The organism is Methylobacterium sp. Leaf104 (assembly GCF_001422885.1).
Lineage (GTDB): Bacteria > Pseudomonadota > Alphaproteobacteria > Rhizobiales > Beijerinckiaceae > Methylobacterium.
The window spans coordinates 207,370-233,210 of the sequence record NZ_LMMZ01000040.1 but is presented as its reverse complement, the minus strand read 5'-3'; the positions used below and the strand labels follow the sequence as shown (position 1 = coordinate 233,210).

Genomic DNA, 25,841 nt, shown 5'->3' with positions numbered 1-25,841 from the left:
GGCGCGCGCTACCAGCGGTAGCGCAGGGTGGCGTAGACGGTGCGGGGCAGGCCGTAATAGCAGTTCGAGTAGCTGAAGCAGCCCGTGACGGTGCGCGCGTCGAGGAGGTTCTGCGCGTTGAGCTGCATCGTGAAGCCGTTGAGCGTCGCGTCGAGGTTCTTCAGGTCGTAGGACAGCACCGCGTCCACGAGGACGCTCTCGGGAACCTTGAAGGTGTTGGCCGGATCGCCCCAGGAGGAGCCGAGGTAGCGCACGCCGCCGCCGAGGCCGAGGCCCAGCAGGGGACCGCCGGTGAAGCGGTAATCGGCGAACAGGGAGATCGTCGTGTCCGGGATCTGGACCGGCACCCGCCCGAGCAGCGGCACCTGCCGGTTGGTGACCTGGTTGAGCGTCGTGGTGATGTCGGTGGCGATCCGCGCGTCGATGACCGAGATGCCGCCGACGACGTTCAGGCCCTCGGCCAGGGTGGCCCGCGCCTCGAATTCCAGGCCCTGCACGCCGACCGCGCCGGTCTGCACCACGAAGTTGCCGCCGCGGTTGACCGGGTCGGGATTCGTGGCGTTCGAGCGGCGGATGTCGAAGGCGGCCGCCGTGAGCAGGATGTCGGTGCCGGGGGGCTGGTACTTGATGCCGGCCTCGAACTGGTCGCTGGTGATCGGATCGGGGATGCGCCCGATCGAGCCGAAATTGGCGTCGAAGATCCGCCCGGCGGTGATCGGCTCGAAGGCCTCGCTATAGGAGACGTAGGGCGCGAAGCCGTTGTCGAAGAGGTAGAGCAGGCTGGCCCGGCCGGTGAAGGCTTCCGAGGGCACGTCCTGGTTGGTCACGACGTTCGTGGCGAGGCTGCGGGTCGGGCCCGCGGTGCGCGCCCAGTCGTAGCGGCCGCCCAAGGTCAGGACGAGGCGGTCGAACTTCACCTGGTCCTGGACGTAGATTCCGGTCTGCTCCGCCGTGATGCGCGCATCCGTGGTGAAGGGCGGCGTCGGGATGTTCATGGTGTAGTTGGGTGCCAGCACGTTGAGGCTGGGCGCCGCCGGGAAGGCCGACGACAGGGTGCGGGTCTCGAAGCTGCGGTGATCGACGCCGACGAGCGCCGTATGGGCGAAGCGGCCGGTGTCGAACTTGCCCACGAGGTTGGTGTCGATGGTGTAGGCGTCGATCCCGACCCGGGTGGCGATGCGCGAGCGGTCGATGAGCGGGCCGCTGGCGAAGGGGCCGGTGCTGTCGTTGAAGGCGCCGTAGACGCTGCGGTAATCGCCCTCGGTGCGCAGGTAGCGCGCCGCCGAGTGGAGGTGCAGGGCGTCGTTGAAATCGTGGTCGAAGATGTAGCCGATCGAGGCCTGGGTCCGGTCCGAGCGCTCGAAGTTGCGGTCGCCGTCGTAGAAGTCGACCGGCAGCCGGCCGCTGGTCCCGTTGCCGAAGTTGCGCGGGAACAGCGTGCCCACGGCGGGAAAGCCCCCGTAGAAGCCCGAGAACGGATCGCGCTCGTAATTGCCGATGAGGGTGAGCGAGGTGTCGGCGGAGGGCCGCCAGGTCAGGCTCGGGTTGATGAGGACGCGCTCGACCCGGGTCGTCACCGCCGGGCCGTCGCCCGTCCAGCCGAGGCCGACGACCCGGTAGGCGAACTGGTCGGCCAGCGGGCCGGCCTCGGCCGGGATCGGGCCGCCGACGTCGAAGCCGCCGCGCACCTCGCCGAAGCCGCCGCCCTGGACGAAGATCTCCCCGTGCCGGACGAAGCGCGGCATCTTGGAGACGAGGTTGACGATGCCGCCCGGACCCGACTGCCCGTAGAGCACCGAGGCCGGTCCCTTGATGATGTCGACGCGTTCCAGGCGGTAGGGATCGATGCTCGGGGCGGCGTCGCGGCTGCTGGGCAGGCTCAGCCCGTCGAGGAACAGGGGCGCGAGGAAGCCCCGGATGTAGAACTGCTCCAGCCGCGTCGCGCCCGAGCCGCCGCGCTGCTCGGTGGTCACGCTCGGCGAGTAGCGCAGGGCCTGGTTGATGGTGAGCGCGTTCTGGTCCTCGATCTGCTGGCGGCCGATCACCGAGATCGACTGCGCCGTCTCCAGGATCGGCGTGTCGGTCTTGGTGGCGACCCGGCTCTGGCTGGCCACGTAGCCGCGCACGGGTCCGACCGCGCCGCCGGGCTGGCTGCCCGAGGCGTTCCGGCCGGTGCCGGCGCCTTCCACCGAGAGGGTGTCGAGGGTTACGGTCTCGACGGCCGCCTGCGCCCATGCATCCCGGACCGCGAACCCGACAGCAACGCCGGACAGGAGCGTCGCCATGAGGCAGCGTTGCGCTGCTTTGGTGACGACACGGGAGCTCTCATTCGACGCAAAACGGTTCACAGCCAAAGACCATTCCAACGAGCTTACGAAGGCGGTGCCGCGGACGTGAATTGCATTACTATCCGTGGCACGCGAACGTCTTGGCAGAATCCATAATTCATCTGCAAGTTATATGTTTTTTACTTATTCCAAGGTGGAACTGCGGCGCGCCCGCCTCGCCCGCACGGCGTTTAATCCTCACGGGCGCGAAGAAAATCACGGTGCGGCACGAAATCCACGACCGGGGGCCGGAAACGCCCCGGGCCGCTCGGTCGCCGCGGAGAGGCCGAGGATTCTTGCGATGAATCGCCTATTATTTCGAGAATAGCGCGCGGATTCCGCTCCAATACGAGGCGGATTCAAGCCGATACTTGAATTACCGATCGCTATAGCCATGTTGAGACTGTCGCCCGCTGCGGGCGGTTGGGAGACCGCGCGCGCTCTTGCCTGTCCGGGAGGAGCGCCATGCCGCATTCGCCACAGCCGACGGCGTTCCCGCCGGAAACCGCCCGGCCCGATCCGGTTCGGCAGGCGGCCGTGCGGAACCGGCTCCTGCGGGCGATGGCGCCGGAGGATTTCGCGCGGCTCGCACCGCACCTGGAACCGGTGGCGGGGGCGCTGCACCAGTCCCTGATCCGGCCGCACCAGCCGGTCGAGCGGCTGTACTTTCCCGAGAGCGGGTTCGTCTCGATCGTCACCGGGGCCTCGGCCGGCCGGGTGGAGATCGGGCTCATCGGGCGGGAGGGCCTCGTCGGCGCCACGCCGATCCTGCTCGACAGCGACCGGACGCCGAGCCACGCCTACGTGCAGAATGCCGGGCGCCTGCTCGCCCTCGACGCCGCGATCCTGCGGGCGGCCGTCGGGCAGAGCCCGTCCCTGCGGCACCTGCTGCTGCGCTTCGTCCAGGTCCAGATCGTCCACCTGGGACAAACCGCCTACGCCAACGCCACCTACACGATGGAGGTGCGCCTCGCGGCCTGGCTGCTGATGTGCCACGACCGGGTCGACGGCGACGACATCGCCATCACCCACGCGTTCCTCGCCCTGATGCTCGGCGTGCAGCGCTCGGGGGCGACCCTCGCGGTCCAGATCCTGGAGGGCCGGCACCTGATCCGGGCGCGGCGCGGGCAGATCACCATCCTCGACCGCCCGACCCTGCGGATCCTGGCCGATGGCGGCTACGGCGCCGTCGAGGCCGAGTATGCCCGGCTGATCGGGACGGCCTGACCCTCCTCCCGCCCCGGATTCAGGCCGCCAGCGGCAGGGCCTCCGGCGCCGGGGCGGCGGGGCGGATGCCGAGGAAGGCCTCCACCGCGCCCAGGGTGTCGAAGGCCATGAATTCCGGCCGCAGGGGGGCGGGAAGGCCCGCGAAGGTCAGGCTCCGGAAGGTGTCGGGATGGGGATAGAGCTGGTAGGGGCCGCCCGCATCGAGCGGCGGGAACAGGATCGCCACCTTCCGGCCGCCGAGCCGGACGAGGCGGGTGCTGCTGTAGGACAGGGTCTCGATCGTGTAGGCGGCCCGCTTCGACGTGCCCTTCGTCATGATGCCTCGCATGGTTCCGTCCTCGCTCGCGTCTCGTATGAAAAACCCCGCACGGACTCCGCCCCGCCCGGTCTCAGGCCGCCCGCGCCAGCGGCATGATCTCGCGGAAGGCGAGGAGGAGGACGCGCCGGCCCTGCGCGTCGTGGACGTCGACGATCCAGTCCGACCAGTCGAGCCCGGCCCCGACCCGCTCCATGGCGTGCAGGGCCACCTCCACGGCATGGAAGCGGACCTGGGTCGGGTCGGCGAGGGCGAGGCCCTTCGGGTCGATGATGGCCACGTGGCCGTCGGTGCAGTGGAACCGGTAACGGGATCGGGAATCACGCGGGACGGTCATGGCCGGGCCTCCAAGGCCCCGGATTCTCCTGTCGGGAGCGTCACCCGGGCCGGTTGTCCGGACTTCGCGGCCGGATCGTGCAACGTCGTCGAACCGATATAAGTTCTTCTTTTGTTCTCATCAAGATTCCGGCCCCGCGCGTTCTGACGCGGCCTTGCGGCAAGGCTTGCCGGCCGGCGCGGGGCCGATCCCGTTCCTAGCCGCGCTCGCGCAGCCACTGGCCGAGCCTGGTCCAGCGCCGGTCCTGCCGGCTTCCGGACACGGCCGTCCGGATCGCCCGGGGCTGGCCGACCAGCACCACCAGCTGCCGGCCCCGGGTCACCGCCGTGTAGAGGAGGTTGCGCGCCAGCATGGTGAAGTGCTGGTTGACGATCGGGATCACCACGGCCGGATACTCGGAGCCCTGGCTCTTGTGGATGGTGGTGGCGAAGGCCGGCACCAGGGTGTCGAGCTCGCCGTACGGATAGGCGACCTCGCGCCCCTCGAAGGACACGATCACCGCCTGATCCTCGGCATCAAGGCGCACGACCCGCCCGAGATCGCCGTTGAAGACGTCGCGGTCGTAGTCGTTCTGCGTCTCCATCACCCGGTCGCCGGGCGAAAAGCGCCAGCCGAAGCGCTCCACCGCGGTCTCGGGTGGCGGGTTCAGCACGCGCTGGAGTTCGTGGTTGAGGTTGCGGCTGCCCAGCACCCCGCGCAGCATCGGCGTCAGCACCTGGACGTCGCGCAGGGGGTCGAGGCCGAAGCGGGCGGGGATGCGCCGGGTCACCACCTCGATCAGCCGGGCGAGGCCGATCTCGGGATCGTCCACCGCGATCCAGTAGAAATCCGCCGCCGCGTGCGCGGATGCGCCCTCCCGCAACGGAGGGACCGCTTCCGGCACCGGGGGCACGGCCTCCGGCACCGGAGGCAGAGCCTCCGGCATCAGGCCGCGGTTGATGCGGTGGGCGTTGACGACGATCCGGCTCGCCGCGGCCTGGCGGAAGACCTCGGTGAGGCGGGCGACCGGGACGCGCTCCGAGGCGATGAGGTCGGCCAGGACCTGGCCCGGCCCCACGGAGGGCAGCTGGTCGACGTCGCCCACGAGGAGCAGGGCCGCCCGCTCCGGCACCGCCTTCAGGAGGGCGTTCATCAGCGGCACGTCGATCATCGAGGCCTCGTCGACGACGAGGAGGTCGCAGGCGAGGGGGTTGTCGGCGTCGCGGGCGAAGCCGCCCCGGGCCGGGTCGACCTCCAGCAGCCGGTGGAGGGTCCTGGCCGGGAGCCCGGTCTGCTCGGTCATGCGCTTGGCCGCCCGGCCGGTGGGGGCGGCGAGGAGCACGCGCACCCCCTTGGCGACGAGGATGCGCAGGAGCGAATCCAGCGTGCTGGTCTTGCCGACGCCGGGGCCGCCGGTGAGGACGCAGAGCCGGGCGGCGAGCAGGGTGGCGAGGGCGGCGCCCTGCGAGGGCGACAGGGTCCGGCCCGTGCGGGCCTCGACCCAGGGGATCGCCCGGGCGGGGTCGATGGCGGGCCAGGGCGGAGCCCCGTCGCGGCGCGCGAGCAGGCGCTCGGCGATGGTGCGCTCGGCCCCGTGCAGGCCCTTGAGGAACAGGCAGGTCTCGCCGTCGATCGTGTCCGCCACCACGTCCGCGCCGCGCAGCTCCAGGGCGATGGCGAGGCGGATCAGGTCGGGCTCGACCTCGAGCAGGCGCTGGGCCAGGGCCACGAGGCGCTCGGTCGGCAGGGCGCAATGGCCCTCGTCGGTGGCGGTCTGGAGCGCGAAGGTGACCCCAGCGCGCAGGCGCTGGGGCGCCTCGCGGGCCATCCCGAGCCGCATCGCGATGGCGTCGGCGGTGCGAAAGCCGATGCCGCGGACGTCGCGGGCGAGCCGGTAGGGGTCTTGCGTCATGACCGCGATGGCCTCGCGCCCGTAGGTCCGGAAGATGCGCACGGCCCGGGCGGTGCCGACCCCGTGGGCGTGCAGGAAGACCATGATCTCCCGCACCAGCCTCTGCTCGGCCCAGCCGCGCAGGATGCGGGCGGCGCGCTTGGGACCGATCCCCTCCACCTCCGTCAGGCGGCCGGGCTCCGCCTCGATGACCGCGAAGGTGTCCGCGCCGAACCGGGCCACGATGCGCCGCGCCATGGCCGCGCCGATGCCGCGCATCGGCCCGGAGGCGAGGTAGCGCTCGATGCCCTCGCGGCCCGTCGGCGGCGTCACCCGCAGGGTCTCGGCCCGGAACTGCAGCCCGTGCTGGCGGTCGCTGGTCCAGCGGCCCGAGGCGGCGATCCACTCGCCGGCCGCGATCGCCGGGGCGTGCCCCACCACCGGCACGAGGTCGCGCCGGCCCGCCGCCTGGACCTTGAGCACGCAGAAGCCGGTCTCGGCATTGTGGAAGGTGACGCGCTCGACCGTGCCCGCGAGGGTGTCGCGGGGCTCCGGGCCCCGGGACGCCTCGCGCGCCTGCGGTTCGAGATCTCCCGGGCGGATCATCCTGTTCACGCCACCGGCCCCGCCTGACGATCAGGCCGCGCGGCGGCCGGGTTTCTTGGCTCAGGCCGCGCGGCGGCCGGGTTTCTTGGCTCAGGCCGCGCGGCGGCCCGGCTTCTTGGGAGGCCAGCCCAGGGCGACGAGGCGGGCGCGGGCGTAGTCGCGGACCTCGTCGCGGGTGCCCGGCGGCATCCGGGCGAGCCCCTGCTGGGTCTCGGCGTCGAGCATCAGGTCGGTGACGGCGTCGATGCTGTCCTGCGCGTCGATGCGGCGCTTCAGGTCGGCCTCGGCCTCGGTCACCTCGTCGAACGGGTCGGGATCCGCGAAGGCGTCGTCGACGGCCCGGATCGCGGCCGGGGACCCGGCCCGGAACTCGTCCGCCTCCTCCTCGGAATAGACGAGCCCGTGCAGTTCCAGGAGCTTGAGGATGACCCGGTCCTTGGCGCGCTTCTCGGCCATGGCGTAGACGTAGCCGGCCTGCTTGCCAGAAACGCGATAGTTCACGTTCACCAGGGCCTCGCCGATCGACCACTCGACCCGCTCGGTCCCGGCCTTGGCGCCTGCCATCCGGCCGGTGACCAGGATCACGGCCTCGTCGCGCTCGGCCCGCACCAGGGTCGGCGGGTCGAAGGCGATGCCGGCCTGGGCGGCGATGCGCTCCAGGGTCCGGTGGTAGATCACCGCCGTGCCCTGCACCCGCCAGACATTGCCGCCGAAGGGTTCGCCGTAGCGGACCAGGATGTCCGCGATCTGCTTGTCCGCCGTTCTCATCGGGCCTTCCCGTCAAGGGCTGGCCGCCCGCGCGCTCCGCCCGGGCCGGCCCAGGCCGCGGCCCGGGGCCGCGTTCCTGATATGTTCCAGAGAATGTGATGTGGTTCCTGGGGCGCGGCATGACAAGTGGGTGTGTCGAGACCGAACCCGCCGTAGAAGAGGCGCCGGACCTCTGCTGTCCTCCGGAGCCGCAGCGCGAACAGGAGCGCCGATGACCTCGCTGATCTTCTCCGTGTCGAGCCCCGAGGGCGACGGCACTTACCGGATGGAGGCGACGAAGACCGCCCGTGGCGTGCGTTTCACTTGCACCTGCCCGGAGGGCGTCGCGCAGGAACATTGCGAGCACCGCATCGCCCTGCTCCTCGGGGAGGTCGGCCACCTCGCATCGGTCGATCCCGCGGCGGTCGCGGCGCTCTCCGCCCTGACCCGCGGCTCGCCCCTGATGCACGCCGTCCACCGGCTGGCGCAGGCGGAGGCCGCCGAGGCCGAGGCCCGCGCCGACCTGGCGCGCGCCCGGCAGGTCCTCGCCACCATCCTGGGCGGCTGAGCGCCCGAAACCTCGGGCGCCCGAAACCTCGGGCGGCTCAGCCCCGGTCGGGCCGCGCCTCCCAGATCGCCGCCTCGACGAAGGGGCGCTTCAGCTGCGGGCCGGCGGCGCTGCGCAGGACGAAGTCGTTGGCGCCGGGATGGAGACGGATCGCCTTGCCGAGGTTGAGCCGGTAGCCCGCCCCGAACACGAAGGGCGGCGCCATCGGGTCGTCCATGTAGGCGTCGACGGCCGCCGTCACCTCGGTCGCGGGAATGAGGCCCAGGTCGCACAGGGCGCGAATCGTCAGCTTCTCGGTCATGCGCTCCTCCATAGGCCCCCGGAGGGCGCCGCCGCAACGCGGCCCGTCGCCCGGCGCGCGGACGCGGTCTTGAGCCGCGGGAGCGCAGGGGCTACCTCTGGGCACGGGGCCAAGCTTGCCGGAACCCCGGCTCCGCGCCTCGCGCGGGGCAGGGGCGTTCGGACAAGGGGCGTTCCGAGACGCCGTCCCCCGGCCGAGAGTGCGATCCGTGGCGCCCACCCTTCCCCCGACGCTTCCCCCACCCGAGCCCGAGGCCGGCGCCCGCCCCCGGGTGAGCGCGCGGGGCCGCCTGCGGACCTACTTCCTCACCGGCATCATCGTGTCGGGGCCGCTGGCCATCACGATCTACCTGACCTGGTGGTTCATCAGCCTCATCGACGGCTGGGTGAAGCCGCTGGTGCCGGCGAGCTACCTGCCCGACCATTACCTGCCCTTCTCGATTCCCGGCCTCGGCCTCCTCATCGCCTTCGTGGCGGTGACCCTGCTGGGCTTCCTCACCGCCAACCTCGTCGGGCGCAGCGTCGTCGAGTTCGGCGAGGTGCTGCTCGCCCGCACGCCGGTGATCTCGGGGCTCTACAAGGGCCTGCGCCAGATCTTCGAGACGCTGTTCTCCGCCAACGGCACCTCGTTCCGCACCGTCGGCCTCGTGGAATTCCCCGTGAAGGGCACCTGGTCGGTGGTGTTCCTGTCCGCGCCGGCCGCGCCCGACGTGCAGAACGCGCTGGCACCGGGGGGCGACCATGTCGGCGTGTTCCTGCCCTGCGCGCCCAACCCGACCACCGGGTTCTTCTTCTACCTGCCCCGCGCCGACATCGTGGAGATCGCCATGAGCGTCGACGACGCGGCGAAACTCGTGATGTCGGCCGGCGTGATCCAGCCCGACGATCCGGGGGCGAAGGTCCAGGCCATGGCGGCGAGCCTGCGGGCGGCCCACGGCGCGCCGGCCGCCGGCCCGGCGCCCCACCGGGAAGAGGTCTGACGTCGCGGGCCGGTCAGGCCGCCAGCCGCCGCCGCGCCTCCACCACCGGCATGGGGCGGCCGAACAGGTAGCCCTGGACCTCGTCGCAGGCGGTCGCGCGCAGGCGGTCGAACTGCGTCTCCGTCTCGATGCCCTCGGCGGTGGTGGCGATGCCGAGGCTCGTCCCGAGGTCGATGATCGCCCGGACGATGGCCGCCGATTGCGGGTTGGACTCCATCTCGCCCACGAAGGAGCGGTCGATCTTGATCCGGTCGAACGGGAAGGCGCGCAGGTAGCTCAGGGAGGAGTAGCCGGTGCCGAAATCGTCGAGGGCGATGCGCACCCCGAGGGCGCGCAGGCGGTGCAGGGTCGCCAGATTGGCCGCGTTCTCCACGAGCAGCACGGTCTCGGTGATCTCGAGTTCGAGCCGCTCGGGCGCCAGCCCGGCCTCGGCCAGGACCCGGGCCACCACGGGGGCGAGGCGGCGGTCCCGGAACTGCAGCGGCGAGAGGTTGACGGCGACCCGGAGGTCTCCGGGCCAGCGCGCCGCCTCGGCGCAGGCCTGCTGCAGGACCCATTCGCCGATCGGCCCGATCAGGCCGGTCTCCTCGGCCAGCGGCACGAATTCGGCGGGCGCGATGGAGCCGCGCTCGGGATGGCACCAGCGCAGCAGGGCCTCGAAGCCGGTGAGCGCGCCGGAGCCGGCGGCCAGGATCGGCTGGTAATGGACCTCCAGCGCGCCGGCCGCGAAGGCGCCGCGCAGGTCCTGCTCCAGGGCCCGCCGCAGCTGGACCCCCGCCTCCATCGCGGGTTCGAAGACCCGATGGGTGTTCCGGCCCGCCGCCTTGGCCTGGTACAGGGCGAGATCGGCGCTGCGCAGGAGGTGGTCGGGATCGGTCCCGTCCGGGGGCAGGCGGGCGACGCCGATGCTGACGCCGATATGGACGCTCTGGCCCTGGATCGGGAAGGGCTGGCCGAGGCTCCGGATCAGCCGGGCGCAGAGCGTCCGCACGCGCTCGGCCTGGACCGGCTCCGGCCCGGGCGCGTCCTCCACCAGGATGGCGAACTCGTCGCCGCCCATGCGGGCGACGAGGACGCCCTCTCCGAGGCGTCCTCGGTCCGGCCCCGGACCCTCTCCCGTGGCTTCCCGTCCCGCGGCCTCCTGCCCGGCCTGCAGCAGGCGCCCGGCGACGCTGCAGAGCAGCGCGTCGCCGGCGGAATGGCCGAGGGTGTCGTTGACGGACTTGAAGTGGTCGAGGTCGAGGCAGAGCAGCCAGGCCCCGACGCCGTTCCGGCGACGCTGCGCGATCGCCGCCTCGAGCCGCTCGCGCAGCAGCACGCGGTTGGGCAGGTCCGTCAGGGCGTCGTGATGCGCCATGTGGGCGATGCGGGCCTCGACCCGGCGCCGCTCGGTCACGTCCACCACCGCCGCCAGCACCGCCGTACGCCCGTGGAAATCCAGGACGCGCTCGAACAGGTTGACCTCGATCCGGGTCCCGTCCGCCCGGAGATGGATCCGCGGCAGCCCCGGCCCCGCGACCGCCAGGGCCGCGGGCTCGAGGTCGCCCTGGATCATGGCGAGGAAGCGCTCCCGGGCGTAGCCGTAATGGGTCAGGGCCGCGTCGTTGACCGCGAGGAAGCGGTGGGTGTCGCGGTCGACCAGCCACATCGGCAGCGGATTGTTCTCGAAGAGGAGGCGCGCGGAGGCCTCGCGGGCCTTGAGGTCGCCGACGTCGACGAAGGTCAGGGCGAGGAGGTCGCCGATGCAGCCGGCCTCGATCTTCAGGTGGCGGGTGCCCTCGCCCGGTACCGGGATGCTGAGCTCGAAGACCGCCCGGTGTTCCGCCTCGATGATGCGGAACAGGCGCGGCAGGGCCTTGGTCTCGACGAGGCCCGGAACGATGTCGGTGAGGCGCCGCCATTGCAGGTCCGGGATGGTGCGGCCGAGCATCCGGGCCGCCCCCTCGTTGGCGGCCACGACCTTGAAGTCGCTCGGCCGCCCGTCGGGGCCGCGGACCGTGCTCAGGGCAAGCATGCCCTGGTCGGTGGCGCCGAAGATCGCCTTGACCAGGTCGTAGCGGGACGGCTGGCCCGACAGGCTGAGCAGGACCAGGGGCTGCTCGGCGCCCCAGGACAGGGGCAGGGCCAGGAAGGTGATGCCGGTGACGATGCCGTCGCTGACGCAGTCGCACCGGGTCTGGGCGGGGCCGCCCTGCTCCAGGGCGCGGGCGACGACCTCGTTCAGGGGCTGGCGCACGTCCTCGCCGAGGTCCGACACCGCGCAACCGATCTCGCCGGGCGCCGTCTCGCTCCGCTGGAGCCAGGCGGCGAAGCGGCTGCCGCCCCAGAGGATCCGGGTCGGCAGGCCGTCCGCGGTGGCGATCAGGGCGGCCTGGTCGGCATGGCGCCCGAGGGTGCCGAGCACGACGGCCTCGTAGCTCGGGATCGCCTCGCCGGCGCGGCGGGCGGAGCGCCAGTGATCGATCAGGCTCGTCGGCCGCAGGCCGCCGGACGGTCCCCCGTCGCGCGACAATCGCTGGCTCTCGCTCGGCATCGGCTCCCGCTCCCGTGGTCAGGGTCGGATTCTGCACCCGCAGAGATTGATGCCAAGTTCATGAGCCGTCTCAGGAAATCCCTTCCGGATCCGCCGGCCCCGGGCGGTCCGGTCAGCCCGCCCCGAGCAGCCGGATCGCGGCGTCGCGCTCGAACAGGTAGAGCAGCACCCTCAGCGCCTGGCCCCGCTCGCTCCGCAGGCCGGGATCGCGCTGGACCACGAGTTGCGCGTCGTCGCGGGCCACCTGCAGCAGCTCGGCGTCGCTTTCCAGGCTGGCGAGGCGGAAGGCGGCCAGGCCCGATTGCCGGGTGCCCAGCACCTCGCCCTCGCCGCGCAGGCGCAGGTCCTCCTCGGCGATGCGGAAGCCGTCCTCGGTCTCGCGCATCATCTCGAGGCGGGCCCGCGAGACCTGGCCCAGCGGCCCGCGATAGAGCAGGAGGCAGCTCGAGGCCTTGGTGCCGCGCCCGACCCGGCCGCGCAGCTGGTGGAGCTGGGCCAGCCCGAAGCGCTCGGCATGCTCGATGACCATGATGGTGGCCTCCGGCACGTCGACGCCGACCTCCACCACGGTCGTCGAGACGAGGATCCTGGTCTCGCCCCGAGCGAAGCGCTCCATGGCGGCGTCCTTGTCGGGCCCCGGCATCTTGCCGTGGATCAGCCCGACCGCGTCGCCGAAGCTGTGGCGCAGGTCCCCGAAGCGCTCCTCGGCCGCGGCGAGGTCGACGAACTCGGATTCCGCCACCAGGGGGCAGATCCAGTAGACCCGGTCGCCGGCGGCCAGCGCCCGGCCCAGGGCCGCCACCACCTCGTCGAGGCGGTCGGTGGAGACGAGGCGGGTGGCGATGGGCTGGCGCCCGGCGGGCTTCTCGTCGAGCACCGAGACGTCCATGTCGCCGAAGCAGGTCAGGGCCAGGGTCCGGGGGATCGGGGTCGCCGTCATCACCAGGATGTCGACGGCCGCGCCCTTGGCCCCCAGCGCCAGGCGCTGGTGCACGCCGAAGCGGTGCTGCTCGTCCACCACCGCCACGCCGAGATCGGCAAAGACCACGCTGTCCTGGAACAGCGCGTGGGTGCCGACCACGATGTCCACCGCGCCCGCGGCCAGGGCCGCCAGGGTGGCGCGGCGCTCGGAGGCCCGGTCGCGCCCGGTCAGCAGGCGCAGGCGCAGGGGGGCGGCCAGGGGGGCGAGGCGCTCGAAGTGCTGGCGGGCCAGGATCTCGGTGGGGGCCATCAGGGCGGCCTGGCGCCCGACCTCCACGGCCGAGGCCATGGCCAGCAGCGCCACCGCGGTCTTGCCGGAGCCGACATCGCCCTGGAGCAGGCGCAGCATGCGCCGGTCCGAGGCGAGATCGCCCCGGATCTCGGCGACCGCGCGCCGCTGCGCGCCCGTCAGTCCGAAGGGCAGGGCGGCCTCGATCCTTCCGCTCAAGGCCCCGTCCCCGGCATTGGCCCGGCCCGGCGCGCGCCGGTTGCGGGCCCGCATCAGGGCCAGCGCCAGCTGCGAGGCCAGCAGCTCGTCGTAGGCGAGGCGGCGCCGGGCCGGGGAGCGCGGCGGCGTGGCTGCCCCCTCGGGGACGGGCGGCGGCGCGTACTCGGGCCGGTGCTCGGCCCGCAGGGCGTCGGCGAAGGCCGGCAGCCCCTCCCGGGCGAGCCAGGCCGGGTCCTGCCACTCGGGCAGCACCGGCAGGCGCTCCAGGGCGGCATGCGCCAGCTTCGAGATCGCCCGCGAGGTCAGGCCCTCGGTGGCGCCGTAGACCGGCTCGACGCTGGGCTGGGCGGCGAGCCCCGCCTCGTCGACGATGCGGGCCGGATGCACCATCTGGCGATGCCCGTCCCAGAGGTCGATCCGCCCCGTGATGTAGCGGTGGGCGCCCAGCGGCAGCATCTTCTCGACCCGGGCCTGGGGCATGCCGAAGAACACCAGGGTGATGTCCCCGGTGGGGTCCTCCACCAGCACCCGGAAGGGGCGGCGCCCCGCCCCCGGCTGGGGCGCCCGGTAGCCCGTCACGGTGACGCCGAGGGTCACGGGCTCGCCGGGGGGCGCCTCGGCGATGGAGCCCATCATCCGGCGGGCGACGCCGCCCTGGGGCAGGTGGAACAGGAGGTCGACGATCCGGGCCGGCTGCTCGGGCGTGCCCAGCAGCCGCTCGATCATCGGCGCCATCTTGGGCCCGATGCCGGGCAGGCCCCGCGCGGGCGCGAAGAGGGCGTCGAGGATGCTCGGGCGGAGCAGGGGCTGGCGGGACGCGGCGTCGGTCATGCGGCTCGGGGGCGGGACACGGGCGAAGGGCGGGACATGGTGGGACTTGGCGGGACACGGGCGAAAGGCAGGACACGGGCGAGAAAGGGAACCCGGAGGAGGGACAGCCCCCGGCAGAGGCGGGACCCCGGCAGAGCCAGGCCCCCGCCCCGCGCACGGGCGGGATGGCGGCGCGGCCCGCTGTCTCTATATACCGCGCGGAAGGCTTGGTCCCGCGACGGATGACGCAGCGGGGCCGGGCCGGGGCCGCCCCGCCTCACAGGATCCTCCGATCCAGGGATCACGGCATCCCGGGATCACAGCATCACAGGCTGACCGCATGTCCGGCACCACCCGCACCAGCGCCGACCTCGATCCGCGCCGCCGCCGCACCCTCTTCCGCGCCTGGCACCGCGGCATCCGCGAGATGGACCTGATCATGGGCCGCTTCGCCGATGCCGAGATCGGCACGCTCTCGGAGGAGGAGCTCACCACCTTCGAAGCCCTGATCGAGGTGCCCGACCGCGACCTGTTCCGCTGGCTCACCGGCGAGGACCCGACGCCCGAGAACTACGACACGCCGGTCTATCGGCGCCTCAAGGCCTTCCACAAGCACGACGCCCCGATCCACTAGGCGACGGCGGGCGCTTCCACGCCGACGGCCCGATGCCGGCCCGGACGGTCTCCCTCGCGCTCGGGAGACCGCAGAAGAACAGGAGCCCGCCGGCCGGCCGGGAAGCGCGGGGGCTCGCCGTCGATCATCGGGGGACGAACGTCGTTCCTCGAACGTTACCGGCGATCCCCAAAAGCGGCCGAGACGTTCCATCCTGCATCAACTAGATCCGTTCGAATTTCTCTTCGGACCAGGGCCGAAATGCTTTCGAAACCTTCCCGATCTACTGATTCCGGCAGAACATAAAGCGAAGACATAGCGCGGGTCTGTCTGATGGGATCTTCGATCAAGGGGCGCGTTTTCGCGTCCGCAGCAGGGCTGGCCTGCTGTCTCGGGGGCCTCCAGGCCTACGCCAACGCATCGACCGTCGCCGGCATCGTCATCCAGAAGGCCAGACAATTCGGCTTCCGGGCCGTCACCCTGCAGGCCGGCGGGTCCATCGTGCTGTCCAACGAGGAAGCCACGGCCGTCCACCACGCCTATATCGAGGCGGACGGCATCCGCCGCGACTTCGGCGACCAGGCGCCCGGCAGCCGCACCACGCTGGTGTTCTCGCAGCGGGGCGACTTCCTGGTTCTGTGCGGCGTGCACCCGAAGATGACGCTCGCCGTCCACGTCGACTGAGAGGCAGGCGATCGCGGGCGGCAGGCCGGGGCGGTTCGGTCAACGCCCGGAGGCGCGCGCCGCCGGTCGTCCCTCGGCCGAGGCCAGGAACTGCACGTTCAGATTCGGGCCGGACCGGTGCCGCACGGCGCAGTCGAAGCGCCGTCCGTCCGCGGCGACGACGATCGCGAACCGATCCGGCACCTCGACGGACTGGCCGAGATGCAGCCGTGCGCCGCCCTCCGACAGGTCGCGGATGGAGCAGGCGATCCGCTCCCCGCCGGGCAGGTGGATCGCGGCGCGCAGCAGGACGCGCGCCCGCCGCTCGGTGCGCCGCTCCTCCATGCCGATGGTCCAGTTGTCCAGCCCCGTGCTGATGCGCGACACGCCATCGGCCGCCCGCTGCATGCTGGTCAGGATCGCGCCCGTGGCCTGGGCCTGCTCGTCCATCGAGGCGGTGACCCCGTCGACATGCCGGCTGATCGTGCCGATCGCCGCCGTGATCGTCGCCAGGGTGGTGGCGACCTCGGTGGAGACCGCCTGCATGCCGGCGATCTCGCCGCTGATCCGGCGCGTGGCGGCCGCCGCCTGGCCGGCCAGGTTCTTCACCTCGGTCGCCACGACCGCGAAGCCGCGCCCGGCCTCTCCGGCCCGGGCCGCCTCGATCGTCGCGTTCAGCGCCAGGAGATTGATCTGCTGGGCGATGTCCGTGATCAGCGTGGCGACGCCGCTCATCGCCTGGGCCGCGCCGCGCAGCCGCTCGGTGGCGGCATCCGCCTCCCCGGCCCGGCCGTGGATGTCGTCCACGACGGTCTTGGACTGGGCCATGCTGCGGGAGATCTCCAGCGCGGCGTCGTTCATGGCGTCGGCCGCATCCGTGACCGCCTGGACGTTGTCGAGGGTGCGCTCGGCGGCCTCGACCGCGACGGAGCGCGCCTCCATGTTGGCGGTGACGTCGGTGGCGTACTTGACGATCTTGGTCAGGCGGCCGGCGGGATCGAGGATCGGGTTGTAGCTCGCCTGGATCCAGACGGGCCGGCCGCCCTTGCCGAAGCGCTGGAACATGCCCGCCGCGCAGTGGCCGCTGCGCAGGCGGTCCCAGAAGGCGGCGTAGTCCGGCGTCTGGGCGTAGCCGGGCTCGACGAACAGGGCGTGCGGCTGGCCCCGGATCTCCTCGATCCCGTAGCCGAGGGCCGCCAGGAAATTGGCATTGGCGTCGAGGACCGTCGCGTCGGGGGCGAACTCGATCACCGCCTGCGACCGGTTGACGGCCGCCAGCCGCGCCAGCGCATCCGCGACCTGCAGCTTCTGCGCCGTGATGTCGGTGGCGAACTTGACCACCTTGACCGGGACCCCGTCCCGGTTCCGGATCGGGTTGTAGGTGGCCTGGATCCAGATCTCGCGGCCACCCTTGGCGATGCGCCTGAACTCGCCCGCGCGGAACTCACCGCGGGCGAGGTCGGCCCAGAACGCCTGGTAGGCGGCCCCCGCGCGCTCGGCCGGATCGACGAACAGGCCGTGATGGCGCCCCCGGACCTCGTCGCGGGCATAGCCCACCGCGGCCAGGAAGTTGGCGTTGGCCTCCAGGATCGTGCCGTCGAGGGCGAATTCGATGACGGCCTGGGAGCGCTGCAGGGCTTCGAGCTGCCCGTCATGGTCGATGCTGCGCAGGACCTGCGCGGTGACGTCGCTCGCGAGCTTGACCACCCGGGTCACGCGGCCGGCGCGGTCGCGGACGGGGTCGTAGGTGGCCTGGATCCAGACCTCGCGGCCATCCTTCGCGAGCCGCTTGAACGCGCGCGTCTGCGGCTCGCCGCGGCGCAGGGCGTCCCAGAACGCGCGATAGGCTTCGCTGCTCCGCTCCGCGGGGGAGACGAAGCGCGTGTGCGGCTGCCCCGTCACCTCGGCCAGGCTGTAGCCCATCAGGTCGAGGAAGGGGCCGTTGGCGGTGAGCACCGTGCCGTCGGGCGTGAATTCGATCCGCGCCCTGGACCTGTCGATGGCGGCCATCAGCGCGCGCAGATCGGTGTCGAAGAACGGCACGGACATGTTCCCACGATGCGCGACCCGCATCCCGGCTCGTCCTAGTCGCTTTCGATTAAGCAAACCCGAAACAGCTTCGAGGCGCCCCCTCGGCGGCGTTCAATTCCTGGCGATCAACGGTTCCCGTGAACCCCGACGGATGCCCCGGAGACCAGGTCGAGCCCTGGCGCTGCTCGGCCCGCCGGTCCTGCGAAAGATCTTGACAATATTCCTAATCCGTGCCCATATCCCCCGACCTGCCGCCCGGACGAATCGGGAGCCTGACCGGAGACCGACCGGGCGGGCTGAAGGGCGGCGGGGCGGTGCCCGCGTCGGTGGCTTCGGTCGCTGCCGCCCCGGGCGACGGCTCGCTATGACCGCCGGCTCGGCACAGGGCGGCGCGCCGGGGGAGGAAATGCCCTTGGCCGTCCGACCCGTCGCTGGGCCAGCGGGAAGAAGCTGCGGCGCCGCCCATGACGAGGCGGCGTGCGACGAAGGCTCGCTCCGAAGCGTGCGGGGTCTCCCCAGAACCCGCCGAACTTAGCGCCAGCGCGAGACCCGTCGGAGACACCGCGACGCCAACGGCCCCGGCGGCGACGCCGGAGCCCGGGACGCCGGGGAACCGGCACATCTTGAAGCGCAGTCCATGGGTTCCGCGGCGTCCCGCGTCCCCGTTCGGCGTGTCGTGTTTCCGGGCCATGCCCCCGGCGCGGAACCGCGCGCGGGGGTGAAGCCGCGTGGGTCCGTCCCGCCCGCCCCTTGCGGGGGAGGGCGCGCGGAGCGACCGGGGAAGGGGGGATGCGCGGCCGGCCGCCGCGCTGGATCAACGCGCCGGGGTGCGGTAACCCGCGCGGGTCTGGTAAGGACCGGGCGCGCGGTTACATACGTTCCGGTCCCGCGTTCCCGTCCCGCGCTTCGATTCCGCGCGGTCCGCGCCCCGGGGCGATCCGTCAGACGAACGAAGCCGGACGGGACCGTCAGGGTCCGACCGGCGCAGCACGAGTGCAAAACCCCGACCCGATGGCCAAACCCCAACCCAAAGCCCCCGCGCCCGCGGCGAAACCCCAGACGGCGCGCTTCGCCCTGCCGAAATCCGGCGCGCTGGCCCGCGCCCTGGAGGCGCTGAAGCGCGGCGACAGCCCGACGCTCGCCAACGTGCCGGAGGGGTTCGACGCGGTCGTGGTGGCCGACCTCGCCCGGGCGCTCAGCCGCGAGGTCGAGGGGCCGGCGGTGCTGGTGCACGTCGCCCGGGATTCTGGGCGCTCGGCCGCCTTCGTCGGCGCCCTCAAGTTCGTCGCCCCCGAGATCGAGGCGATGAGCGTGCCGGCCTGGGACTGCCAGCCCTACGACCGGGTCTCGCCGAACGGGGCCATCGCGGCCCAGCGCATGACCGCCCTGTCGCGGCTCGCCCGCTCGCGCTCCTCCGAGGCGCAGCCCCGCATCCTCTGCACCACCGTCAACGCCTTGATCCAGCGGGTGCCTCCCCGAGAGAAGATCGCGATCGAGACCTTCTCGGCGGCGATCGGCAACGTGGTGCCGATGGACACGGTGACGGCCTGGGTCGAGGCCAACGGCTTCCTGCGCACGGGCACCGTGCGGGACACCGGCGAGTACGCCGTGCGCGGCGGCATCCTCGACCTGTCGCCGCCCGGCCTGCCGAACCCGATCCGCCTCGACTTCTTCGGCGACACGCTCGAGTCGATCCGCGCCTTCGACCCCGAGACCCAGCGCACCATCGGGCAGTTGCGCTCCCTCGACCTCGTGCCGATGAGCGACGTCCAGCTCACCACCGAGACGATCCGGCGCTTCCGCCAGGGCTACCTCTCGACCTTCGGCGCGGCCAACCGCGACGACCGGCTCTACGAGACCATCAGCGAGGGCCGGCGCTATGCCGGCCTCGAGCACTGGATGCCGCTGTTCTACGACCACCTCGACACGCTGTTCGACTACGTGGCCGGCGTGCCGATGGTGTTCGACGCCCAGGTGGACGAGGCGGCCGGCGAGCGCCTGACCCTGATCCGCGACTATTACGACGCCCGCGCCGAGGCGATGAAGGCGCCGTCCCCCGGGGTCGCGCCCTACAAGCCGCTGAAACCCTCCGCCCTCTACCTCACCCCCAACGAGTGGCGCGACCGGGTCGCGGCGGCGTCCGTCGCCCGGCTCTCGCCGTTCTCGATGCCCGAGAACCCGGATCGGGCGACCATCGACTGCGAGGGCCGCCAGGGCCGCAGCTTCGCCGCCGAGCGCGCCGACGAATCCGCCAGCGTCTTCGACGCGGCCGTCGCCCACGTGCGGGACCTGCAGGGCTCCGGTCATCACGTGATCCTCGGATCCTGGTCCGACGGCTCGCGCGACCGGCTCTGCTCGGTGCTGGCCGATCATGGGCTCAAGAAGCCGGTGGCCATCAACACCCTGGCGGCGGTGAACGCGCTCAAGCGCGGCACCGACGTGGCGGTGGCGGTCTGGGGCCTGGATTCCGGCTTCGTCGTGGACCGGCTCGCGGTGATCTCGGAGGGCGACATCCTCGGCGACCGGCTGGTGCGCCAGAAGCGCAAGGCCAAGCGCCCGCAGGACATCATCCTGGAGGTGCAGGCCCTCCAGCCCGGCGACCTCGTGGTCCATGCCGACCACGGCATCGGCCGCTTCGTCGGCCTCAAGACCGTGACGGCCGCGGGCGCGCCGCACGACTGCCTGGAGATCCAGTATGCCGGCGGCCTGCTGCTGCTGCCCGTGGAGAACATCGAGCTCCTGACGCGCTACGGCTCGGAGGATGCCGAGATCGCCCTCGACCGTCTCGGCGGCGGCGCCTGGCAGGCCCGCAAGGCCAAGATGAAGAAGCGCATCCTCGAGATGGCCGGCCAGCTCATCAAGGTCGCGGCCGAGCGCTTCGTGCGCCAGGCCCCCCGCCTGCACGCGCCGGAGGGGCTCTACGACGAGTTCGCGGCCCGCTTCGCCTTCGAGGAGACCGAGGACCAGGCCAACGCCATCGACGCGGTGCTCACCGACCTCAATGCGGGCCGCCCGATGGACCGCCTCGTCTGCGGCGACGTCGGCTTCGGCAAGACCGAGGTGGCGTTGCGCGCCGCCTTCGCGGGGGCGCTCGGCGGCAAGCAGGTGGCGGTGGTGGTGCCCACCACGCTGCTCGCCCGCCAGCACTACCGGACCTTCGCCGAGCGCTTCAAGGGCCTGCCCGTGGAGGTCGCCCAGATGTCGCGCTTCGTCTCCAGCACCGAGATGAAGCGGGTGCGCGACGGCCTCGTCGCCGGCACCGTCGACATCGTGGTCGGCACCCACGCGCTCCTGGCCAAGAACGTCGCCTTCAAGGATCTCGGCCTCATCATCGTCGACGAGGAGCAGCATTTCGGCGTGGCCCACAAGGAGCGCCTCAAGGCCCTCCAGGCCGACGTGCACGTGCTCACCCTCTCGGCGACGCCGATCCCCCGCACCCTGCAGCTCGCCATGACGGGGGTGCGCGAGCTCTCGATCATCGCGACGCCGCCGGTGGACCGCCTGGCCGTGCGCACCTTCGTGACGCCCTTCGACCCGCTCCTCATCCGCGAGGCCCTGCTGCGCGAGCGCTATCGCGGCGGCCAGTCGTTCTACGTGGTGCCGCGCATCGAGGATCTCGCCGAGGTCAAGCGCTTCCTCGACCAGGAGATGCCCGAGACCACCGTCGCGGTCGCCCACGGCCAGATGGCGGCGGGCCAGCTCGAGGACGTGATGACGGCGTTCTACGAGGGCAAGTACGACGTGCTGCTCTCCACCACCATCGTCGAATCCGGCCTCGACATCCCCACGGCCAACACGCTGATCGTGCACCGGGCCGACATGTTCGGTCTGGCCCAGCTCTACCAGCTGCGCGGCCGGGTCGGGCGCGCCAAGGCCCGGGCCTACGCCCTGTTCACGACGCCGGCCAACCGCACCCTCACGGTCCAGGCGGAGAAGCGCCTGCAGGTGCTCCAGACCCTCGACACGCTCGGCGCCGGCTTCCAGCTCGCCTCCCACGATCTCGACATCCGGGGTGCGGGCAACCTCCTCGGCGACGCCCAGTCCGGCCACATCAAGGAGGTCGGCTACGAGCTCTACCAGCAGATGCTGGAGGATGCGGTCACGGCGCTGAAGGCCGGCATCGACGAGCCGGTGGAGGAGGCCTGGTCCCCCACCATCGCGCTCGGCGCGCCGGTCACGATCCCGGAGGACTACGTCGAGGACCTCACGGTCCGCCTCGGACTCTACCGCCGGCTCTCGACCCTGGAGAACGACGCCGAGATGGAGAGCTTCGGCGCCGAGCTGATCGACCGCTTCGGCCCGCTGCCGCCGGAGGTGGAGCAGCTCCTCAAGATCGTCACCATCAAGATCCTGTGCCGCGACACCAACGTGGAGAAGGTCGAGGCCGGTCCGAAGGGCGTCGTCGTCCACTTCCGCGACAAGGCCTTCGCCAACCCGCAGGGGCTCGTGGCCTACGTCGCCGAGCAGGCCTCCTTCGCCAAGGTGCGGCCGGACATGAGCATCGTCTTCATCCGCGAGCTCGACACCATTCCGGAGCGTCTCAAGGTGACGACGACGATCCTGCGCAGCCTGTCGACGATCGCCCGCCGCAGGAAGGCGGCCTGACCCGGACACGCGAAAAGGGCGCGCCGCCGGCACGCCCTTTTCGCAAACGGATGAGGCGGTTGGGTCGGTCTCTTCGACCGGCGCCTCAGAGGTCCGGCTGGTTGAGCACGTAGGGGCCGATCTGGCTCTGCAGGTCGACATAGGTCCCGGCGCGACGCCCCATCGCCTCGTCGACCACGATCACCGGGATGCCGGCCTGACGCATCTGCTCGCGCAGGCGTTCGGAGAGCTGGTCATAGGCCGGGTCGCGCCGGGACGAGGCCTGGAGCAGAACGGCGGCCGGGCGCGCGATGACCGCGAGCACGTCATGCGCCGCCTCCAGAGAGGCGGTGACGCTGGCGTAACCGAGCTCGGCGAGCTCGGCGGCGAGCGAATGATCGATGGCGCGGTGGCCATCGTCGACAACGAGAACTTGTTGCAGCGCACCCATGAGCATCAGTGCTAGCCCATCCTTCGTCCCTTGGAAAGAGACTCGTGTGACAACACACATCCGGGCGGTTGGTTCGCCGGCCACGTTGTTAACGCGACCATGAGGGTCGCCGTCTGAGCGCGGGATGAACCGGACCGGTGCGGCGCATCATTCCCCGATGCCGGCGCGCCGCGGCCCGGCCCCAAGCCGTTCCGACGAATCGACAATCCGGGCTTCGGCAGCGCGGGCGCACCGCGGCGGGCGGCGGCCACGGGCAGACGCCGGGCGGGCCTTCGGTCCCCGGCCGGCGCGGCGGACGCGTGGCGGTTCAGGCGCGGCGGATGGCCAGGGTGCGGTCGTCCTCGATGCCGGCGGCGAAGGGCGAGGCCGCCCAGGCATCGACCGTCTCGGGGATCGCGATATCGCGCTGCAGCGCCTCGGCGTGGCAGGCGCGGCCCCGGAAGGCGAGATGTCCGTCGGGATCCCGGCGCAGGGCCATCAGGGTCGAGAACAGGTGCCCGCGCTCCGGATGGGTCAGCGAGAGGGCGACGTCGTTGGCCTCCCGGGCACCGGCGAGGAGGGCGGTCTCGTCGAAGGCGATCACGTCGACCACCGGGCGGTGCGGCGCGGGCGCCAGGCTGCGCGGTCCAAGGCGCCCCGGGGCGCGATGGGCGAGCACGACGCCGTGCAGCGTGGCCGGCAGACGGCTGACGGAGAGGTTGCGCTCCAGGGCCGCGGGCACCACGAGGCGGGTGGGCAGCGGCCGGTCGAGGGCGGCGGCGAAGCTGCGGGCCTCGAACACCGGCAGCGTCTCGAGGCCGGCCCCCGCCACCAGGGCGGCCCCGAGACCGGTCACGAGGCCGCGCAGGTCGCTCTGCGGCACCAGGCTGAGGATCCGGTCGCCGGGCTCGACCCGGGCGGTGACGAGGTAGACGGCGATGGCCGCGAGCAGCGCGTCGCCGCCGCGATGGACCGGACGCGCGGGGTCGCCCTCGGCGAAGCTGATGACGCCGCCGGGCCCGGCCGCGAAGGGGCCGCCCGCCTGATCGAGGGCCATGGCGTCGAGGCTGATCACCCCGTCCGGAACCTCCGGGCCGAAGGCGGCGAGGTAGCGCAGGCCGAAATAGCGCACCGCGACGCGGCACAGACGCTCGGCGAGGGCGAGGGGGCCGAACCGCGTCTGCGTGATGACGGCGGGGAGGGCGGCCTGCTGGACGGCGGCGAGCAGGCCCTCCTCGTCGAGGGTGAGCGGCAGGAGGCAGGGGATGTGGCCGGCGGCTTCCACGGCCAGATAGGCGAGGAAGCTCTCGGCGCTGCCCGGGAGGGCGAGTCCGATGCGGCTGCCGGGAGCCAGGCGCCAGCTGCGCAGGCCGTTGGCGAGGCGGGCCACGATCTCGGCCGCCGCCCCGTAGGTCCAGGTGATGGCGGGCCGCCCGCTCCAGAGGGACTTGTGCGGCGGGTCGACGAAGGCGACGCGATCCGGATGGGCATGGGCCGTGCCCGCGAGGAGCGTGCAGAGGCGCTGCGCCCGGGGTGGGACCCGCGCGCTGTCGGGACCCTCGCCCGGGGGGCTCGCCGGCCCGCTCCCCGGACCGACCAGGGCCGGGCGGCCCGGACCCGTCCCGGAAGCACCGGTCATGCGGCGGCTGGCCTGAGACAGTGGAATGCCTGCCCGGACGGAGTCCAGAAGGTGGGCGGCTTGAAGATGGGCTGCTTGCTGCGCCGACACGTGCGCTGACTCCCGCGACCCTCCGTTGATGAACGCTTAGGGTTAAGCCCGCCTTAACCGCGCGGCCGCCGCGTCCCGGCCATGCCCGCGGTGTCACGGCCGCGGTGTCATGTCTTCGCCGCATTCGGGGGGAAAGCAGGCCGCCCTGTCGTCGGGGCGGGACTGCGCCGTCGATGGCGCGGTCCGCGGGTCGCCGCGCGGTGGCGGAGGGTCTCATCCGCCGCGCCGCTGCGATCCCGGTCCGGTCGTGATCTCGGCCCAGGGGCGATCTCGGCTTCGAAGCGATCGCGGTCCGAAGGTGCGTGTCCGGCAGGCCTGGTGCGATGAATGCGCCCGGCCGAGTGCCGAACGCGCGCCCCGGGCCCCGAAGCGCCCTTGAAGTCCGAACCGTTCGATGCGAATCCGCGCTCAGTTTCGAGGCGCATCCCGCGAGCCGAATCCGTTACGCCGTCATCTTAAGGGGTCAGAGCTGATGTTCTTCGCCAACCGTCCCGCGCGCCCGCTGCGCGTCGCCGCGTTCCTCGCCCTGGCGGGCCTTACCGGAGTGGCGGGGGTTGCCGGACCGGCTCTCGCCCAGGCGCCGAAGGGCAAGGCCGCGCCGGCCCCCACCGCTCCCGCGCCGACGGCGCCCCCGGCCGCCGCACCCACCGGTGCGGCCCAGACGGGTCCGCAGATCGTCAACGTGAAGTCCGATCCGGCCCAGACGGAATGGACCAAGGTCTGCGGCAAGGACCAGGGCAGCGGCACCGACGTCTGCTACACCACCCGCGACTTCGTCTCCGACCAGGGCCAGCCCGTCCTGGCGGTCGCCGTCTACGAGATGAAGAACGCCGCCCAGAAGCAGGAAGTGCGGGTCGTCCGCTACCTGCTGCCCCTCGGCCTGCTGCTGCAGCCGGGCATCCGCTTCACCGTCGACGGCCAGCAGGGCACCGCCGGCAAGTTCGCGGTCTGCTTCCCCAACGGCTGCTTCGCCGAGGCCGGCAATGTCGGTCCCGAGCTGATCACCGCGATGAAGAAGGGCACCACCCTCAACGTCAGCGTCCAGAACCAGACCCAGCGCGAGGTCACCTTCGCGGTGCCGATCACCGGCTTCGGCAAGGCCTTCGACGGCCCGGCCATCGACCCGAAGGTGCTGGAGGAGCAGCAGAAGAAGCTGCAGGCCGAGCTCGAGAAGCGCAGCGAGGACATGCGCAAGAAGCTCGAGCAGCAGAACGCCACCGGCGCTGCCCCGGCCGCCGGTGCGCCGGCCGCGCCGAAGCCCTGAGATCGCGATCCTGCCGGCCGCCCACGCGGCCGGCCCTCGAACGAAACGAGGCCGGGCGCGATGCCCGGCCTCGTTTCGTTTTCGCACCCTTCCGGCCGGCCGGCGCCGGTCGGACCGGCCCGTCAGTTGGCCTGGGCGGCCCCGCGCATCCGGTAGCTGCCGTCGGCGTCGCGCTCGAACACCTCGGCGATGCCGGTGTGGCGCAGGGCCTCGCCGGAGGTGTCGGGCACGAGGTTCTGCTCGGACACGTAGGCGACGTACTCGCTCTCCGCGTTCTCGGCGAGCAGGTGGTAGAACGGCTGGTCCTTGCGCGGCCGGACCTCCTCGGGAATCGCCAGCCACCATTCCTCGGTGTTGTCGAACACCGGGTCGATGTCGAAGACGATGCCGCGGAAGGGATAGAGGCGGTGGCGCACGACGGCGCCGAGGCCGAACTTGGCGGTTCTCATCACGAAATCAGCAGTGAGCGTATCGGTC

The 25,841-nt window shown here is 72.1% G+C and carries 19 protein-coding genes; 7 read left to right on the top strand and 12 right to left on the bottom strand.

The window, feature by feature from the left end:
* Positions 1-8: 8 nt before the first annotated feature.
* Positions 9-2,285: a TonB-dependent siderophore receptor gene (locus ASF49_RS21740; RefSeq protein WP_056477916.1), complete on the bottom strand. Its 2,277-nt coding sequence runs from the start codon at positions 2,283-2,285 to the stop codon at positions 9-11.
* A 507-nt stretch (positions 2,286-2,792) separates the two neighbouring features.
* On the opposite strand from ASF49_RS21740, the gene ASF49_RS21735 reads away from it, so the two are divergent.
* Entirely contained in the window at positions 2,793-3,554 is a 762-nt protein-coding gene (locus ASF49_RS21735) for a Crp/Fnr family transcriptional regulator (RefSeq protein WP_056477914.1), read from the top strand.
* Between the two features lie 19 nt (positions 3,555-3,573).
* Here ASF49_RS21735 and ASF49_RS21730 read toward each other — a convergent pair whose 3' ends face one another.
* From ASF49_RS21730 to ASF49_RS21715, 4 genes are all read right to left on the bottom strand, one after another.
* Positions 3,574-3,870 carry a hypothetical protein gene (locus ASF49_RS21730; RefSeq protein ID WP_056477986.1) on the bottom strand — a complete coding sequence of 99 codons (297 nt, stop codon included), beginning with the start codon at positions 3,868-3,870 and terminating at the stop codon, positions 3,574-3,576.
* 73 nt (positions 3,871-3,943) lie between these two features.
* On the bottom strand, positions 3,944-4,207 hold the full coding sequence (locus tag ASF49_RS21725) for a DUF6894 family protein (protein ID WP_056477912.1): 264 nt from the start codon (positions 4,205-4,207) through the stop codon (positions 3,944-3,946).
* A gap of 196 nt (positions 4,208-4,403) precedes the next feature.
* Positions 4,404-6,683 (bottom strand): SF1B family DNA helicase RecD2, encoded by a 2,280-nt coding sequence (gene recD2, locus ASF49_RS21720; RefSeq protein ID WP_082511466.1) that lies wholly within the window; start codon positions 6,681-6,683, stop codon positions 4,404-4,406.
* Between the two features lie 90 nt (positions 6,684-6,773).
* Positions 6,774-7,451: a hypothetical protein gene (locus tag ASF49_RS21715; protein WP_056477910.1), complete on the bottom strand. Its 678-nt coding sequence runs from the start codon at positions 7,449-7,451 to the stop codon at positions 6,774-6,776.
* A gap of 211 nt (positions 7,452-7,662) precedes the next feature.
* Here ASF49_RS21715 and ASF49_RS21710 point away from each other — a divergent pair, with 211 nt between their 5' ends.
* Positions 7,663-7,998, top strand: a complete 336-nt coding sequence (locus ASF49_RS21710; RefSeq protein ID WP_056477908.1) for a hypothetical protein — start codon at positions 7,663-7,665, stop codon at positions 7,996-7,998.
* 37 nt (positions 7,999-8,035) lie between these two features.
* Here ASF49_RS21710 and ASF49_RS21705 read toward each other — a convergent pair whose 3' ends face one another.
* A complete protein-coding gene (locus tag ASF49_RS21705) occupies positions 8,036-8,299 on the bottom strand; it encodes a hypothetical protein (protein WP_056477981.1) in 264 nt (87 codons plus the stop codon).
* A 208-nt stretch (positions 8,300-8,507) separates the two neighbouring features.
* Between ASF49_RS21705 and ASF49_RS21700 the strand changes: the two genes are divergently transcribed.
* Complete coding sequence (locus ASF49_RS21700; RefSeq protein ID WP_056477906.1) at positions 8,508-9,278, top strand: DUF502 domain-containing protein; 771 nt, start codon at positions 8,508-8,510, stop codon at positions 9,276-9,278.
* 13 nt (positions 9,279-9,291) lie between these two features.
* On the opposite strand, the gene ASF49_RS21695 is transcribed toward ASF49_RS21700, so the two are convergent.
* A complete protein-coding gene (locus ASF49_RS21695) occupies positions 9,292-11,811 on the bottom strand; it encodes a putative bifunctional diguanylate cyclase/phosphodiesterase (RefSeq protein ID WP_082511465.1) in 2,520 nt (839 codons plus the stop codon).
* A 112-nt stretch (positions 11,812-11,923) separates the two neighbouring features.
* Positions 11,924-14,071, bottom strand: coding sequence for an ATP-dependent DNA helicase RecG (recG, locus tag ASF49_RS21690; protein WP_056477904.1), 2,148 nt, complete (start codon positions 14,069-14,071; stop codon positions 11,924-11,926).
* Positions 14,072-14,390: 319 nt separating this feature from the next.
* Between recG and ASF49_RS21685 the strand changes: the two genes are divergently transcribed.
* Together ASF49_RS21685 and ASF49_RS21680 are read left to right on the top strand one after the other, a co-directional pair.
* The gene (locus ASF49_RS21685) at positions 14,391-14,684 is read left to right on the top strand and encodes an FAD assembly factor SdhE (RefSeq protein WP_056477903.1); all 294 of its coding nucleotides are present in this window, start codon (positions 14,391-14,393) and stop codon (positions 14,682-14,684) included.
* Positions 14,685-14,996: 312 nt separating this feature from the next.
* A complete protein-coding gene (locus ASF49_RS21680) occupies positions 14,997-15,347 on the top strand; it encodes a hypothetical protein (RefSeq protein ID WP_056477900.1) in 351 nt (116 codons plus the stop codon).
* Between the two features lie 39 nt (positions 15,348-15,386).
* On the opposite strand, the gene ASF49_RS21675 is transcribed toward ASF49_RS21680, so the two are convergent.
* Positions 15,387-17,399, bottom strand: a complete 2,013-nt coding sequence (locus ASF49_RS21675) for a PAS domain-containing protein (protein ID WP_243214703.1) — start codon at positions 17,397-17,399, stop codon at positions 15,387-15,389.
* Between the two features lie 969 nt (positions 17,400-18,368).
* Between ASF49_RS21675 and mfd the strand changes: the two genes are divergently transcribed.
* Positions 18,369-21,962 carry a transcription-repair coupling factor gene (gene mfd / locus ASF49_RS21670; RefSeq protein WP_056477897.1) on the top strand — a complete coding sequence of 1,198 codons (3,594 nt, stop codon included), beginning with the start codon at positions 18,369-18,371 and terminating at the stop codon, positions 21,960-21,962.
* Positions 21,963-22,047: 85 nt separating this feature from the next.
* Here the strand turns inward: mfd and ASF49_RS21665 are convergent, their stop codons facing one another.
* On the bottom strand, positions 22,048-22,392 hold the full coding sequence (locus ASF49_RS21665; RefSeq protein ID WP_056477975.1) for a hypothetical protein: 345 nt from the start codon (positions 22,390-22,392) through the stop codon (positions 22,048-22,050).
* Positions 22,393-22,699: 307 nt separating this feature from the next.
* Entirely contained in the window at positions 22,700-24,010 is a 1,311-nt protein-coding gene (locus tag ASF49_RS21660) for an AMP-binding protein (protein WP_056477895.1), read from the bottom strand.
* 562 nt (positions 24,011-24,572) lie between these two features.
* On the opposite strand from ASF49_RS21660, the gene ASF49_RS21655 reads away from it, so the two are divergent.
* Complete coding sequence (locus ASF49_RS21655) at positions 24,573-25,364, top strand: invasion associated locus B family protein (RefSeq protein ID WP_056477893.1); 792 nt, start codon at positions 24,573-24,575, stop codon at positions 25,362-25,364.
* A gap of 122 nt (positions 25,365-25,486) precedes the next feature.
* Here ASF49_RS21655 and hspQ read toward each other — a convergent pair whose 3' ends face one another.
* Entirely contained in the window at positions 25,487-25,813 is a 327-nt protein-coding gene (gene hspQ / locus ASF49_RS21650; protein WP_243214705.1) for a heat shock protein HspQ, read from the bottom strand.
* Positions 25,814-25,841 lie beyond the last annotated feature (28 nt).

Coding starts and splice junctions, on each gene's coding strand:
- ASF49_RS21740 (WP_056477916.1), bottom strand. CDS start 2,285: ATGGCGACGCTCCTGTCCGGCGTTGCTGTCGGGTTCGCGGTCCGGGAT.
- ASF49_RS21735 (WP_056477914.1), top strand. CDS start 2,793: ATGCCGCATTCGCCACAGCCGACGGCGTTCCCGCCGGAAACCGCCCGG.
- ASF49_RS21730 (WP_056477986.1), bottom strand. CDS start 3,870: ATGACGAAGGGCACGTCGAAGCGGGCCGCCTACACGATCGAGACCCTG.
- ASF49_RS21725 (WP_056477912.1), bottom strand. CDS start 4,207: ATGACCGTCCCGCGTGATTCCCGATCCCGTTACCGGTTCCACTGCACC.
- recD2 (WP_082511466.1), bottom strand. CDS start 6,683: ATGATCCGCCCGGGAGATCTCGAACCGCAGGCGCGCGAGGCGTCCCGG.
- ASF49_RS21715 (WP_056477910.1), bottom strand. CDS start 7,451: ATGAGAACGGCGGACAAGCAGATCGCGGACATCCTGGTCCGCTACGGC.
- ASF49_RS21710 (WP_056477908.1), top strand. CDS start 7,663: ATGACCTCGCTGATCTTCTCCGTGTCGAGCCCCGAGGGCGACGGCACT.
- ASF49_RS21705 (WP_056477981.1), bottom strand. CDS start 8,299: ATGACCGAGAAGCTGACGATTCGCGCCCTGTGCGACCTGGGCCTCATT.
- ASF49_RS21695 (WP_082511465.1), bottom strand. CDS start 11,811: ATGCCGAGCGAGAGCCAGCGATTGTCGCGCGACGGGGGACCGTCCGGC.
- recG (WP_056477904.1), bottom strand. CDS start 14,071: ATGACCGACGCCGCGTCCCGCCAGCCCCTGCTCCGCCCGAGCATCCTC.
- ASF49_RS21685 (WP_056477903.1), top strand. CDS start 14,391: ATGTCCGGCACCACCCGCACCAGCGCCGACCTCGATCCGCGCCGCCGC.
- ASF49_RS21680 (WP_056477900.1), top strand. CDS start 14,997: ATGGGATCTTCGATCAAGGGGCGCGTTTTCGCGTCCGCAGCAGGGCTG.
- ASF49_RS21675 (WP_243214703.1), bottom strand. CDS start 17,399: ATGCGGGTCGCGCATCGTGGGAACATGTCCGTGCCGTTCTTCGACACC.
- mfd (WP_056477897.1), top strand. CDS start 18,369: ATGGCCAAACCCCAACCCAAAGCCCCCGCGCCCGCGGCGAAACCCCAG.
- ASF49_RS21665 (WP_056477975.1), bottom strand. CDS start 22,392: ATGGGTGCGCTGCAACAAGTTCTCGTTGTCGACGATGGCCACCGCGCC.
- ASF49_RS21660 (WP_056477895.1), bottom strand. CDS start 24,010: ATGACCGGTGCTTCCGGGACGGGTCCGGGCCGCCCGGCCCTGGTCGGT.
- ASF49_RS21655 (WP_056477893.1), top strand. CDS start 24,573: ATGTTCTTCGCCAACCGTCCCGCGCGCCCGCTGCGCGTCGCCGCGTTC.
- hspQ (WP_243214705.1), bottom strand. CDS start 25,813: ATGAGAACCGCCAAGTTCGGCCTCGGCGCCGTCGTGCGCCACCGCCTC.